This is a genomic window from Candidatus Microbacterium colombiense (assembly GCA_029203165.1).
Classification (GTDB): domain Bacteria; phylum Actinomycetota; class Actinomycetes; order Actinomycetales; family Microbacteriaceae; genus Microbacterium; species Microbacterium colombiense.
Genome location: CP119308.1, coordinates 2,226,208 through 2,240,181, shown reverse-complemented (window position 1 = coordinate 2,240,181; position 13,974 = coordinate 2,226,208). Strand labels below are relative to the sequence as shown.

At 68.4% G+C, this 13,974-nt stretch carries 14 protein-coding genes and 1 pseudogene; 13 read left to right on the top strand and 2 right to left on the bottom strand.

Features of this window, described 5'->3' with window-relative positions; translation table 11 throughout:
• Positions 1-57 precede the first annotated feature (57 nt).
• Both P0Y60_10805 and P0Y60_10800 read right to left on the bottom strand, forming a co-directional pair.
• Positions 58-984: a formate/nitrite transporter family protein gene (locus tag P0Y60_10805; protein ID WEK59849.1), complete on the bottom strand. Its 927-nt coding sequence runs from the start codon at positions 982-984 to the stop codon at positions 58-60.
• A 144-nt stretch (positions 985-1,128) separates the two neighbouring features.
• Complete coding sequence (locus P0Y60_10800; protein WEK59848.1) at positions 1,129-1,425, bottom strand: hypothetical protein; 297 nt, start codon at positions 1,423-1,425, stop codon at positions 1,129-1,131.
• Positions 1,426-1,512: 87 nt separating this feature from the next.
• Between P0Y60_10800 and P0Y60_10795 the strand changes: the two are divergent.
• The 13 genes and pseudogenes from P0Y60_10795 (at position 1,513) to nusB (ending at position 13,969) form a co-directional block, all read left to right on the top strand.
• Positions 1,513-2,935 (top strand): annotated as a pseudogene (locus tag P0Y60_10795) (replication-associated recombination protein A).
• A gap of 216 nt (positions 2,936-3,151) precedes the next feature.
• Entirely contained in the window at positions 3,152-3,781 is a 630-nt protein-coding gene (gene rpsD / locus P0Y60_10790) for a 30S ribosomal protein S4 (protein WEK59847.1), read from the top strand.
• 63 nt (positions 3,782-3,844) lie between these two features.
• Positions 3,845-4,075: a hypothetical protein gene (locus P0Y60_10785; GenBank protein WEK59846.1), complete on the top strand. Its 231-nt coding sequence runs from the start codon at positions 3,845-3,847 to the stop codon at positions 4,073-4,075.
• 52 nt (positions 4,076-4,127) lie between these two features.
• Complete coding sequence (gene alaS / locus P0Y60_10780; GenBank protein ID WEK59845.1) at positions 4,128-6,788, top strand: alanine--tRNA ligase; 2,661 nt, start codon at positions 4,128-4,130, stop codon at positions 6,786-6,788.
• Positions 6,785-7,258, top strand: a complete 474-nt coding sequence (ruvX, locus tag P0Y60_10775; GenBank protein WEK59844.1) for a Holliday junction resolvase RuvX — start codon at positions 6,785-6,787, stop codon at positions 7,256-7,258. Before alaS ends, ruvX begins: the two co-directional genes overlap by 4 nt.
• Positions 7,259-7,260: 2 nt before the next feature.
• Positions 7,261-8,772 (top strand): endolytic transglycosylase MltG, encoded by a 1,512-nt coding sequence (gene mltG, locus P0Y60_10770; GenBank protein ID WEK59843.1) that lies wholly within the window; start codon positions 7,261-7,263, stop codon positions 8,770-8,772.
• A 4-nt stretch (positions 8,773-8,776) separates the two neighbouring features.
• Positions 8,777-9,595, top strand: a complete 819-nt coding sequence (locus P0Y60_10765; GenBank protein ID WEK59842.1) for a shikimate dehydrogenase — start codon at positions 8,777-8,779, stop codon at positions 9,593-9,595.
• A gap of 93 nt (positions 9,596-9,688) precedes the next feature.
• Entirely contained in the window at positions 9,689-10,918 is a 1,230-nt protein-coding gene (gene aroC, locus P0Y60_10760) for a chorismate synthase (GenBank protein WEK59841.1), read from the top strand.
• Positions 10,902-11,420 carry a shikimate kinase gene (locus tag P0Y60_10755; GenBank protein ID WEK59840.1) on the top strand — a complete coding sequence of 173 codons (519 nt, stop codon included), beginning with the start codon at positions 10,902-10,904 and terminating at the stop codon, positions 11,418-11,420. The genes aroC and P0Y60_10755 overlap by 17 nt, the downstream gene beginning before the upstream one ends.
• Complete coding sequence (gene aroB, locus P0Y60_10750) at positions 11,417-12,505, top strand: 3-dehydroquinate synthase (GenBank protein ID WEK59839.1); 1,089 nt, start codon at positions 11,417-11,419, stop codon at positions 12,503-12,505. Before P0Y60_10755 ends, aroB begins: the two co-directional genes overlap by 4 nt.
• Entirely contained in the window at positions 12,502-12,939 is a 438-nt protein-coding gene (aroQ, locus tag P0Y60_10745; protein ID WEK59838.1) for a type II 3-dehydroquinate dehydratase, read from the top strand. Before aroB ends, aroQ begins: the two co-directional genes overlap by 4 nt.
• 55 nt (positions 12,940-12,994) lie before the next feature.
• Positions 12,995-13,555 (top strand): elongation factor P, encoded by a 561-nt coding sequence (efp, locus tag P0Y60_10740; protein WEK59837.1) that lies wholly within the window; start codon positions 12,995-12,997, stop codon positions 13,553-13,555.
• A 3-nt stretch (positions 13,556-13,558) separates the two neighbouring features.
• A complete protein-coding gene (gene nusB, locus P0Y60_10735) occupies positions 13,559-13,969 on the top strand; it encodes a transcription antitermination factor NusB (protein WEK59836.1) in 411 nt (136 codons plus the stop codon).
• The last annotated feature ends 5 nt before the right edge of the window (positions 13,970-13,974 follow it).

The window sequence follows — 13,974 nt, the reverse complement described above, 5'->3', positions numbered from 1 at the left end:
CGCAGCCACACAGAGGGAGGGCCCGGCGGTGATCCGCCGGGCCCTCCCTCTGTGTGATCATCCGACGTTCACCGGCTCCGCTGCCCGATCCGCCGCGACGGCGACCGGCGTCGCGGGTGAGATCGTGGACGCGGAGCGGCTGGCTCCCGCAGCCGCGGTGCCCTTGGTGCGCCGTGCGCGCACCTTGCGGGTGGCCGTCCTGCCGTAGGTGATGTACAGCGGCAGCGCCACGAACAACAGACCGCCGACGAGGTTGCCGATGACCGTGGGGATCTCGTTCCAGACCAGGTAGTCCATGATCGTGAAGTCGGCACCCAGCAGCAGCCCCGACGGGAACAGGAACATGTTCACGATCGAGTGCTCGAAGCCCATGTAGAAGAAGAGCATGATCGGCAGCCACATCGCGACGATCTTGCCCACGACGTTGTCGGAGATCATCGCGAGCACAACGCCGGTGGACACCATCCAGTTGCAGAGCACGCCGCGGATGAACAGGGTGAGCATCCCGCCGGCGCCATGCTCCGCGTAGCCGACGGTGCGGCCATGGCCGATCTCTCCGATCGCGTGCCCGACCGCGCTGGGCTCGGTGGTGAATCCGTAGGTGAAGTAGATCGCCATCAGCACGGCGACCAGGAAGGCACCGCCGAAGTTGCCCAGGAACACCAGGCACCAGTTGCGCAGCACCCCGCGCACGGTGGCGCCGGGTCGCTTGTCGAGCACGGCGAGCGGAGCGAGGGTGAACACGCCGGTCAGCAGGTCGTACCCGAGCAGGTAGAGGATGACGAACCCGACGGGGAAGAGCAGCGCCCCGAGAAGCGGCTGACCGGTGTTGGTCGACACGGTGACGGCGAATGCGGCGGCGATCGTCAGCAGTGCAGCGCCCATGATGGAGCGGATCAGGGTGTCGCGCGTCGACATCTGGATCTTGTAGGCACCGGCATCGACCATGCGGGTCACGAGCTCGGCGGGCTTGACGTAGGACACAGGCGACCTCCACTGGGAACGGAACGAGCGAGCTGCTCGCTGCGTCCAGAGTGGCCGGGTCCTATTTCCGCTGTTCGCGCGGTGCGTTACGGGTGTGGTGCGAAGCTCTCACATCGCGTCAGGGCGCGTGTGAGTCTGCGGCGATCACTCGGCCGGAGTCTCCGTCGCCGTGGAGTCAGGCGTGGGGGTCGCCGTGGGATCCGGAGTGGTGGAGGGCGATACCGAGGGCGTGGGAGTGGGTTCCGGCGCGGTGACCTGCGCATGCACGACCTGGCTCGCGATCGCCGCTGCGATGAGGAGTCCCCCGACGATGCCGGCGATCGTGTTGTCGCGGACGCGGCGACGGATCTGCCCCTGGTGCCACTCGCTGCGCGCCGTGTGAAGTCGGGCACGCTCCGCCTGGGTGCGTCCCTGCGTGCTCTTCGAACCGCGTGCCGCCATGCCCTGCTCCCTTCATCGACGCCGCCGCGCGACGTCGCCTGAGAGCCTACCGTCGTGAACGTCGTGCCCCCGCATTAGCCTGGGAGCATGACGTCTTCCGCCGCGCTGCTCTCCGGGCAGACGCCTCTCGCCGTGCGCATGCGCCCGGTGTCGCTCGCCGAGGTCGCCGGACAGCGTCATCTCCTGCGCGCGGGTTCGCCGATCGTGGCCTTGGCCGATCCCGACTCCGCCTCGCCCGGCGCCGTGTCGATCATCCTGTGGGGTCCTCCCGGCACGGGCAAGACGACACTGGCTCAGGCGATCGCCCGCTCGTCGGGTCGTCGTTTCGTCGAGCTGTCCGCGATCACGGCCGGCGTCAAAGACGTGCGCGAGGTGATGCAGGAGGCCATCACGCAGCGTGATCTGTACGGGCAGACGACCATCCTCTTCCTCGACGAGATCCATCGCTTCACGAAAGCCCAGCAGGATGCGCTGCTCCCCGGCGTCGAGAACGGCTGGGTGATCCTCATCGCGGCCACGACCGAGAACCCGTCGTTCTCGGTCATCTCGCCGCTGCTGTCGCGTTCGCTGCTGCTCACGCTGCAGCCGTTGACGGACGACGACATCGGGCTGCTCGTGGATCGAGCGGTCAGCGATGCCCGCGGGCTCAACGGCGCCGTCGTCCTGAGCGACGAGGCGCAGAGCGGCGCTCATCCGTCTGGCCTCGGGCGACGCGCGTCGAGCGCTGACCGGCCTCGACGCCGGGGCTGCCGTGGCGCTGTCGCATGCGTCGGATGTCGTGGGCGAGTCGAACCCGGCTGACGATGAAGAGGACGACGACGATTCCCGTGGCGAAGACTCCGGCGTCGACCTGACGGATCGCTCCGGTGCCATCCCCGAGGTCTCGGCCGACGACATCGCTCAGGCCGTCGACCGGGCGCTCCTGCGGTACGACCGCCAGGGCGACGAGCACTACGACGTGATCAGCGCCTTCATCAAATCGATCCGAGGGTCCGACCCCGACGCGGCGCTGCACTACCTCGCGCGGATGATCGAGGCGGGGGAGGACCCGCGATTCATCGCCCGACGTCTGGTGATCTCGGCCTCGGAAGACGTCGGGCTGGCGGATCCGCAGGCGCTCGTGATCGCGGTCGCGGCGGCCGACGCGGTCGCCTTCATCGGCATGCCGGAGGGGCGCATCCCTCTGGCAGAGGCCACCGTCTACCTCGCGACGACGGCGAAGTCGAACGCCGCGTACGTGGGGATCGATGCCGCGATCGCCGACATCCGCAAGGGCGGCTTCGGGCGCGTGCCCGTGCACCTCCGTGACGCGCACTACCCGGGGGCGAAGCGGCTCGGTCACGGCCGGGGTTACGTGTATCCCCATGACGCCGAGTACGGAATCGTGCCGCAACAGTACCTTCCGGACGAACTCGACGGCCGTCGGTACTACGAGCCGAAGACCCTGGGCGCCGAGCGCGATGTCGCCGCACGCCTGGAGCGCATCCGGCGGATCCTCGGTGACCGGTGACCGGTGACCGGTGACCGGTGACCGGAGACCGGTGACCGACCCGCACGGGCCGGATGCGGAATCTGTTAGACTTGATCGGCTCGAAACTCAGTTTTCGGGCATCTCCTCGTTCACACCACACCTTGTCGGCGCCCCGGCGTGCGCTCCAAGGCAGAACGCGGGCGATACGTCCGTGAGTCGTGAAAGACGCGACCACGTCATCGGAAGGACAACTTCGTGACCACGAAGTCCCAGGACCGCCGCAAGGTGCGTCTGAGCCGTGCCCTCGGCATCCCGCTCACCCCGAAGGCCGCCCGCTACCTCGAGAAGCGTCCCTACGCTCCGGGTGAGCACGGCCGCACGAAGCGCAAGGCTGACAGCGACTACGCCGTCCGTCTGCGTGAGAAGCAGCGTCTGCGCGAGCAGTACGGCATCCGCGAGAAGCAGATGCGCAACACCTTCAACGAGGCACGTCGCAACGATGGCCTGACCGGTGAGAACCTGGTCGAGCTGCTCGAGATGCGTCTCGACGCGCTCGTCGTGCGTTCGGGCTTCGCCCGCACCACCGCGCAGGCTCGCCAGCTCGTCGTGCACCGTCACATCCTCGTCGACGGCCAGCTCGTCGACCGCCCGTCGTTCCGCGTGAAGCCGGGTCAGCTCATCCACGTCAAGCCCAAGAGCGAGGGCACCGAGCCCTTCCAGGTGGCAGCAGCCGGCGGTCACGCCGAGGTTCTGCCCCCCGTTCCGGGTTACCTCGAGGTCGAGCTCGACAAGCTCCAGGCTCGCCTGGTTCGTCGTCCGAAGCGCGCCGAGGTCCCCGTGACCTGCGAAGTGCAGCTCGTCGTCGAGTACTACGCGGCTCGCTGAGTCACGCAGTCCAGCACAAGAGGCGTCGGGGGTTCCCGACGCCTCTTGTCGTTTCCGCCTACGATGGAACAACCGCGCCTTCGCGGGTGGAAGGGCAAGGACGTCATGAAGAACATGCAGTGGTTCCTGATCGGTGTGATCGGCGGCTTCGTCGCCGCGCACTTCATGAACAAGGACCCGCGTGGCCACGACATCCTCGCCGAGGTCGACGCGAGGATCAACGGGTTCACCGCGATCATCGGCGACGCCTACCGCGAGCAGGAGGCACGGCTCACTGAGCCGGACAAGAACTGACCCCCGCAGCGCTCCGGCGCGGCATCTTCACCCAAGGACACCCGGTACCCCCATGAAAACTGCGGAGATCGCGCAGCGTTATCTCGACTTCTTCGAGAAGAACGACCACGTCATCGTTCCCTCCTCCTCGCTCGTCAGCGAAGACCCCTCCCTGCTGTTCACGGTCGCCGGCATGGTGCCGATGATCCCCTACCTCACCGGAGTCGTCCCGGCCCCGCACCCCCGGATCGCCGACCTGCAGAAGTGCATCCGCACGAACGACATCGAAGAGGTCGGTCGCACGGCACGCCACGGCACGTTCTTCCAGATGCTCGGCAACTGGTCGTTCGGTGACTACTTCAAAGAGGGCGCGATCCGCTACGCCTGGGAGCTGCTGACCGGGTCGGAGTCCGACGGCGGACTGGGCTTCGATGAGAAGGACCTGTGGGTCACGGTCTACGAGACCGACGACGAAGCCGAGTCGATCTGGCGCGACATCATCGGCCTCAAGCCTGAGCGCATCCAGCGTCTCGGCCGCGCCGACAACTACTGGAACACGGGCCAGCCCGGCCCCGGCGGTCCCGACTCCGAGATCTTCTTCGATCGCGGTCCCTCCTACGGCAAGGACGGCGGCCCTGCGGTCGACGACTCCCGGTTCCTGGAGATCTGGAACCTCGTGTTCATGCAGGACTTCATCGAGAACATCCGCGGCAAGACCGAGTTCGACATCGTGGGCGAGCTCCCGATGAAGAACATCGACACCGGCATGGGGCTGGAGCGCGTCGCGTTCCTCAAGCAGGGTGTCGAGAACATGTACGAATCCGATCAGGTACGCCCGGTGCTCGATCGCGCCGTGGAACTCTCCGGCCGCCGCTACGGTGCCGACCACCAGGACGACGTCCGTTTCCGCGTCGTCGCGGACCACGTGCGCTCGTCACTCATGCTGCTGTCCGACGGCGTGCGCCCGTCGAACGAGGGTCGCGGCTACATCCTGCGTCGTCTCATGCGTCGCACCGTGCGCTCCATGCGCCTGCTGGGTGTCGACGAGCCGGCATTCCCCGAGCTCTTCGCCTCGTCACGCGACGCCATGAAATCGGCCTACCCCGAGCTCGAGAAGGACTGGGCCGTGCTCTCGGCATCGGCCTTCGCCGAGGAGGAGACCTTCCGGCGCACGCTCGCCCAGGGCTCGACGATCCTCGATCTGGCGCTCGACGACACCAAGAAGGGCGGCGGCTCGACGCTCAGCGGCCCCGAGGCGTTCCTGCTGCACGACACCTACGGTTTCCCGATCGACCTCACCCTCGAGGTCGCCGAGGAGGCCGGGCTCGAGGTCGACCGCGCCGCATTCGACTCGCTCATGCAGGAGCAGCGCTCCCGGGCGAAGGCCGATGCGCGCAATCGCAAGCGTCAGCTCGCCGACGTCTCGGTGTATCGCGACCTGCGCGCCCTGGGTGAGACGGGCTTCGACGGCTACACCGCGCTCGAGATCGAGTCGCGCATCCTCGGCATCCTCGTCGACGGTCAGCCGGTGCGCACCGCATCGGAGGGTCAGATCGCCGAGGTCGTCCTCGCCGAGACCACGCTCTACGCGGAGTCCGGAGGACAGGTCGCCGACAAGGGCACGATCGTGGGCCCCGGCTTCGAGCTCGAGGTGCTCGACGTGCAGCGTCCCGTCCCCGGGCTGATCAGCCACACCGTCGAGGTCGCTCGCGGAAGTGTCGCCGTCGATGACGTCGCCACGACCGTGGTGGACGCGGCGAATCGTCGATCGGCCCGCCAGGCGCACTCCGCGACCCACCTCGTGCACGCCGCCCTGCGCGACACGCTCGGCCCGACCGCCACGCAGGCCGGATCGTTGAACCGCGCCGGCTACATGCGTTTCGACTTCGCCTGGTCGCAGGCGCTGTCGGGCGAGACGCGCTCGGAGATCGAGGACATCACCAACCGCGCCGTGCAGGATGCGCTCGAGGTGACCACACGCGTCATGTCGCTCGACGAGGCCAAGGCCGCCGGCGCGATGGCGCTGTTCGGCGAGAAGTACGGCGAGGTCGTGCGCATGGTCGACATCGGCGGACCGTGGTCGCGTGAGCTCTGTGCGGGCACCCACGTGAGCTCGAGCGCCGAGATCGGTCTCGTCAGCGTCGTGGGGGAGTCCTCCGTCGGCGCGTCGAATCGTCGCATCGAGGCTCTCGTGGGCGCGGACGCCTTCCGCGACCTCGCGGCAGAGCGGGCGATCGTCTCGCAGCTGTCGAGTTCTCTCAAGACGCCGCGCGAACAGCTTCCCGAGCGCATCGCCGACCTCGCCGCGAGCCTCAAGGCCGCGGAAAAGCGCATCGCACAGTTCGAGGCCAAGGAGCGCGCGGGCAGGGTTCCGGCGATCGCCGACGCGGCGACGCGTGTGGGCGCATTCCGCCTGGCCTCGCAGTCGTTGGGTGAGGTGGCGTCGGCAGACGACGTGCGCGACCTGGTGATCGGTGTGCGGGATCGTCTCGGTTCCGACCCCGCGGTCGTCGCCCTCGGCGCCGTCGTCAACGGTCGGCCCGTCGTGGTCGTCGCGACGAACGATGCGGCTCGCACCGCGGGCGCGAAGGCGGGAGCTCTCGCGAAGCGCGCCGCCGGTGTGCTCGGCGGTGGCGGCGGCGGACGCGACGACGTCGCCCAGGGCGGTGGGACGGATGCTGCGGCACTGCCCGCAGCGCTGGACGCCATCGCACAGGAGCTGCACGCAGCGTGAGTGGATTCCGCCGCGGGGTGCGGCTCGGCATCGACGTCGGGCGGGCACGGGTCGGGGTCGCTCGGTGCGACCCCGACGGCATGCTCGCCGTGCCGGTCGAGACGGTGCCGCGGTCGGAGACCTCGATCGCGCGTCTCACCGAGCTCGCCGCCGAATATGAGCCCATCGAGTTCGTGGTGGGACTCCCCGTGAATCTGCAGGGGAGTGACACCGCGTCCACGGTCGATGCGCGTGAGTTCGCGAGTGCTCTCCAGGCGGCCACGGGCACCCCGGTGCGGCTCGTCGACGAGCGTCTCAGCACGGTCACCGCCCATGCGGCGTTGCGCTCTTCTGGGAGAACTCAGAAGAACTCTCGTAGCATTGTGGATCAGATCGCCGCCGTGGTCCTTCTGCAGCAGGCGATCGATATGGAGAAGAGCACCGGAAACCCGGCCGGTGCCACGATCCCGTCCGACGAGGAGTCCGCCTGAACATGTCCGAACGCGAGAGTGCTTCCCCCCAGCACGATCCGGACGCCCGCCTGGGCGACCTGTTCGAGAACCTTCCCGACCCGACGCAGCAGATTCCCACAGTGGATGACAGTGCTCCGGCGCCGGGCTCCCGCCGCGCGGCCCGCGAAGCAGCGTCCGGTCGCACGCCGGCCGGTCCGGCGACCCCACCCGACGGCATCGCCGCGCCGTCAGCGGGGATCGAGTCGGAGCCGTCGATCGTTCCCGTCCGTGAGTCCGCAGATGCGGCGGGACCGACCGATCTGTCGGCGATTCCCGTACGCGCCTCCGCTGATGCCGCAGGCGATACACCGACGCGCGTGAATCCGACAGTGGATGCCGCAGCCGGAGATCGCGTGATCGGTGGCGGGCTCGACGATCTGTTCGCCCCGCACGACGACGAGCGCTCCGACTCCGGCACACCGAAGAAGAAGCGCCGCACCGGATGCCTGGTCGCGCTGATCATCGTGCTCGTGATCGTCGGCGGGGTGGCTGCCGGTGGCGTCTGGGTGATGAACACCTACGGCGACAAGATCAATGAGGTCATGGGGTGGGGAGAGCCGAAGGATTGGGATGAGGGTCTCGCCACGGGGGAGGCGTTCGTCACGATCAAGGAGGGCGACACCGGCGCACCGGTGTCGACGGCGCTGTTCGAAGCCGGCGTCACGAAGACCGACGGCGTCTTCTACGACTACCTGGTCAAGGAAGCACCGGGCGTGACGTTTTACCCCGGCGTATACAAGCTGCAGAAGAAGATGACCGCTGCCGCAGCGGCCGAGGCACTGCAGAACCCCGACAACAAGATGGAGAACACCGTCTCCATGTCCGAGGGGGGGACGATCGTCTCATCGCTGCCGGCGATGGCGGAGTCGCTCGGACTCCCGCTCGCCGACTTCGAGGCCGCGGTCAAAGACCCGTCGGCCTACGGCGTCGATGCGCAGAACCTCGAAGGGTGGCTGTTCCCGGCGGTCTACACCTTCGATCCCGAGGTCACGGCCGTTCAGGTCATCCAGCGCATGGTCGATCGCACGCGCGAGGCGCTGACAGAGGCCGGTGTGCCGGATGCCGATGCCGAGCGCGTCTTGACGATCGCGTCGATCATCCAGCGCGAGGGCCGTACGGACGACTTCGCCAAGGTGTCGCGGGTCATCCAGAACCGCCTCGACATCGACATGAAGCTGCAGATGGATTCGACCGCGCAGTACGGGTACGGCTCGCTCCATGAGGGCGTCGTCTCGAGCTCGGCGGAGGCGCTCGAGGATCCGAACCCCTGGAACACCTACGTGCACACGGGGCTGCCGGTCACACCGATCGCCAGCCCCAGCTTCGCGGCCATCGATGCCGCGATGCATCCGGCGGACGGCCCCTGGCTCTACTTCGTGACGATCAACCTCGCCACCGGGGAGACGCAGTTCTCCGAGACCTACGAGGAGCATCAGGCGGGAATCGTGAAGTGGCAGTCCTGGTGCCGCGACAACCCGGATGCCGGGTGCTGACGCTGTGACATCGTCACGGCTCGCCGTCTGGGGCGACCCGATCGCGCATTCGAAGTCTCCGGCGCTGCATGCTGCCGCGTACGCGGTGCTCGGTCTGCCGTGGGAGTACGGACGCATGCAGGTGTCTGCGGACGCGTTCCCCGACGCTCTCTGCGCGCTCGACGACTCCTGGCGTGGGCTCTCGCTCACGATGCCGCTGAAAGAGGTGGCGTTCCGCGCCGCGGCCACGCACGATCGGCACGCGGCGCTCACCGGAGCGGTGAACACACTGCTCCTCGGTGCGGAGTCGGCAGGCTTCAACACCGATGTCGGCGGCATCGTCGACGCGTTGGCCGAGGGCGGCGTGTCCGAGGTGCGCCGCGTGCGGATCCTCGGGGGCGGTGCCACAGCGGCGTCGGCTCTCGTCGCCGCGGCGGAGATCGGCGCGCAGACGGCAGATGTCCGCGCCCGACGTCCGCAGCGGGCGTCCGGGCTCGTCGCGCTCGGCGAGGAGATCGGTGTGCACGTCACGATCGCTCCGTTCGATGTGGCGCCCGAGCCCGTCGATCTGACACTGGCGACCCTCCCGAGCGGCACGGTGCTCGAGGCTGCCGTCGTCGAACTGCTGGCCGCGGCCGGCGGAGTGCTCTTCGATGCGGCATATGCCCCCTGGCCTTCGGCGCTCGGCACCGTGTGGGGCGATGCGCCGGTGATCTCCGGGCTGGGGATGCTGCTGCACCAGGCCGTGCGGCAGATCCGCATCTTCCACGACGGTGATCCCGCGGTTCCGCTCCCCGACGAAGCCGCCGTCATCGCCGCCATGCGAGGCGCGCTCTTCGCCTGAACCCGTGGCTGAACAGGGCCTGAAGCCGTACCCGGGCGAGCGTGCGGTGACATGCGGCGCAGTGAGGGTCGCAACACATGGGAGACTGGAGCAATGCTCCGCGTGCTCACTGCCGGCGAATCGCACGGCCCAGAACTCATCGCCGTGATGGAAGGACTGCCCTCGGGCGTCCCGATCTCCTCCGAGGCCATTCAGGCCGACCTCGCGCGCCGGAAGCTCGGCTACGGCCGGGGCTCGCGCATGAAGTTCGAGCAGGACGAGCTCAGCATCTCGGGCGGCGTGCGCCATGGCAAGACGCTGGGCAGTCCCATCGCTCTGCGCATCGGCAACACCGAGTGGCCGAAGTGGGTCGAGGTCATGAACCCCGAGCCCGTCGAGCTCACCGACAAGTCGCGGGGCCGTAGCGCTGCGCTGACTCGCCCGCGTCCTGGCCACGCCGATCTCGTGGGCATGCAGAAGTACGACTTCGATGAGGCGCGCCCGATCCTGGAGCGCGCGAGCGCTCGCGAGACGGCGGCCCGTGTCGCGCTCGGAGCCATCGCCCGTTCTTTCCTCGGCGAGCTCGGCATCCGGTTGGTCAGCCACACGCTGTCGATCGGTCCGGTGCAGGTGCCCGAGGGGGCAGCGCTCCCGACGCCCGACGACGTGGACGCCCTCGACGCCGATCCGCTGCGCTGCTTCGATGCGGCGACGTCCGCCCTGATGGTCGCCGAAGTCGACGAGGCCAAGAAGGACGGCGACACGCTCGGCGGCATCGTCGAGGTGCTCGCCTACGGTCTGCCGCCGGGCCTCGGCTCGCACGTGCACTGGGACCGGCGCCTCGACGCGCGTCTCGCGCAGGCACTCATGAGCATCCAGGCGATCAAGGGCGTCGAGGTCGGTGACGGCTTCGAGACCACGCGCCGCCGCGGCTCGGCAGCGCACGATGAACTCTTCGCGACGACCGACGGGATCACCCGGGGGTCCGACCGCGCGGGTGGCACCGAGGGTGGCATGTCGACCGGCACCGTGCTCCGTGTGCGCGCCGGTATGAAGCCGATCGCGACGGTTCCGCACTCGCTTCGCACCATCGACATCGCCACCGGCGAGGACGCCACGGCGCACCACCAGCGCTCCGACGTCTGTGCGGTGCCTGCGGCCGGTGTCGTCGCCGAGGCGATGGTCGCGGTCGAGCTCGCGAACGCGGTGCTGGAGAAGTTCGGAGGCGACAGCATCCGCGAGACCCGACGCAACCTCGACGGGTACCTCGCGGGCATCCCGGAGGAGCTGCGCACGACCCCGGCGTCCGAAGCGGCGCTCATCGCGCATGACGAGCGAGGCTGACCCGCTGACGCTGGTCCTCGTCGGTCCGATGGCCGCGGGCAAGACCAGCGTGGGTCGACGTGTCGCACGGCGCCTGCGGGTGCCGTTCATCGACACCGACAAGCGCATCGTCGCTGAGCACGGCCCGATCCCGTCGATCTTCGACACCTACGGCGAACAGCACTTTCGCGCGCTGGAGCGCGCCGCGGTCGCTGCCGCTCTCAGCGAGGGCGGGGTGATCTCCCTCGGCGGAGGTGCCGTCACCGACGAGGGAACGCGGGAACTGCTCCGGGTGCACCCCGTCGTCTTCCTCACCGTGACGGTCGAGGCCGTCGCCGACAGGATCCGCGGGGGGAATCGTCCGCTGCTCGCCGCCGACGACCCCGTGGAACGCTGGAAGACGATCTACGCCGAGCGCCTCGGCTGGTACGAAGAGGTCGCATCGACGACGTTCGACACCTCACGACGACCCATGCAACGGATCGCCGATGAGATCGTGGCATGGAGGAGAGAGCAGAGATGAGCACGACGACCATCAGCGTCACCGGGAACGACGCGTACGACATCAGCATCGGGCGGGGCATCCTCGACCGTGTGTCGGCGGCGCTCTCGCCGACTGTGCGCAAGATCCTGGTGGTGCACCCGCCGACGCTCGCCGCCCGAGCCGGAGAGCTGCGCGACCGTCTGCTCGCCGACACCGCGAACGGACCCCGTGAGGTGTTGCTCGCCGAGATCCCCGATGCCGAGCAGGGCAAGCGCATCGAGGTCGCTGCATTCTGCTGGCAGGTGCTGGGTCAGGCCGACTTCACGCGCACCGACGCCGTCATCGGATACGGGGGAGGCGCGGTCACCGACCTCGCCGGGTTCGTGGCGGCGACCTGGTTGCGCGGCATCGAGGTCGTGCAGGTGCCGACCACGGTCTTGGGCCTCGTCGACGCGTCCGTCGGTGGCAAGACCGGGGTGAACACGGCCGAGGGGAAGAACCTCGTCGGTGCGTTCTGGGCGCCGCGGGCCGTGATCGGCGATCTCGAGGAACTCGCCAGCCTGAGCCCGAACGAGGCGACCGCCGGTTTCGCCGAGGTGGTCAAGGCCGGTTTCATCTGGGCGCCGGAGATCCTCGACATCATCGAGGCCGACCCCGCCCGCGCGATCGACACCACCACCGACGAGTTCCGCCGCGCGGTCGAACTCGCGATCGACATGAAGGCGCAGGTCGTCTCGGACGACTTCCGTGAGGCCGGTCAGCGCGAGATCCTCAACTACGGGCACACGCTCGGGCATGCGATCGAGCACTCCGAGCGGTACAAGTGGCGCCACGGCGCGGCGATCTCGGTGGGCATGCTGTTCGCGGCGGAGCTCTCACGTCTCGCCGGTCGGCTCCCCGATGAGGCCGCGCTCCGGCACCGTTCGGTCCTCGAGTCGCTCGGGCTGCCCACCTCGTACCGCGCCGGGGCATGGCCGGCACTGCTCGCCACCATGCAGCGCGACAAGAAGAGCCGCGGTGGCATGCTGCGCTTCATCCTGCTCGACGACATCGCCAAGCCCACCGTGCTGCAGGCGCCGGATGAGTCGCTGCTGTTCGCGGCCTATCAGGAGGTCGGCGCATGACGCGTCGCCTCCTGCTCGTGAACGGCCCCAACCTCAACCTGCTCGGCACGCGGGAGCCGCACATCTACGGCACGGCGACCCTGGCCGACGTCGAGCGGATCACCGCCCACGCGGCGGCCGCCGGGGGCTTCGAGGTGCGCGCCGTGCAGAGCAACCACGAGGGCGTGCTGATCGACGCGATCCACGCGGCGCGCGAGGACTGCGAGGGCATCGTGATCAACCCCGGAGGGTTGACTCACACGTCCGTCGTGCTGCGTGATGCGCTCACCGGAGTCTCCCTCCCGTTCGCCGAGGTGCACATCTCAGACGTCTATGCCCGTGAGGAGTTCCGTCACCACTCCTACCTCCACGACGTCGCCGCCGTGCGCGTGATCGGGGAGGGTGTCGACGGCTACACGACCGCGGTGCGACAGCTCCTCGCCCTCATCCCGTAGACTCGACTGTCGGCCGCGATCGGCCCCACGGACACACGAACGGAACCAGTAGCGCATGGCATCTACCGCAGACATCAAGAACGGCGTCGTCCTCAGCATCGACGGTCAGCTCTGGAGCGTCATCGAGTTCCAGCACGTCAAGCCGGGTAAGGGCGGCGCATTCGTGCGCACCAAGCTCAAGAACGTCGTCTCGGGCAAGGTCGTCGACCGTACCTACAACGCCGGCGCGAAGATCGAGATCGAGAACGTCGACCGCCGCGACTTCACCTATCTGTACACCGATGGTGACGGCTACGTGTTCATGGACGCCACGGACTTCGACCAGATCACGGTCGGTGCCGCCACGGTGGGCGACGCGAAGAACTTCCTGCTCGAGAACCAGCAGGTCACGATCGCGCTCAACAACGGCAACCCGCTGTACATCGACCTTCCGGCGTCGGTCATCCTCGAGGTGACCTACACCGAGCCCGGGCTGCAGGGCGACCGCTCCTCGGCCGGCACCAAGCCCGCAACCCTCGAGACCGGCTACGAGATGCAGGTCCCGCTGTTCCTCGAGACCGGCACGAAGGTCAAGGTCGACACCCGTACGGGTGAGTACCTCGGCCGCGAGAAGTAAGGCGTGAGCGCTCGTACGAAGGCGCGCAAGCGCGCGCTCGACATCCTGTTCTCCGCCGACGTCCGCGGCGACTCCCTCTCGGTGACCCTTGCCGCAGAGGCGAAGCGCGCGGCCAGCGAACCCGCGCGCGAGGCGTCGTGGCTCTACGCGCGCGAGATCGTCGACGGGATCGTGGATCACCGCGACGAGATCGACGAGCAGATCACCACGCACAGCCGTGATTGGAAGCTCGAGCGCATGCCGGCGGTGGATCGCGCGCTGCTGCGGATCGGCGTCTGGGAGGTCCTCTACAACGATGAGGTGCCCACGGCCGTCGCGATCGACGAGGCCGTCGAACTGGCCAAGGAATTCTCGACCGACGACTCCGGCGCTTTCGTGCACGGAGTCCTGGCCCGCGTGTCCCGTTCCGCCTGACCCCA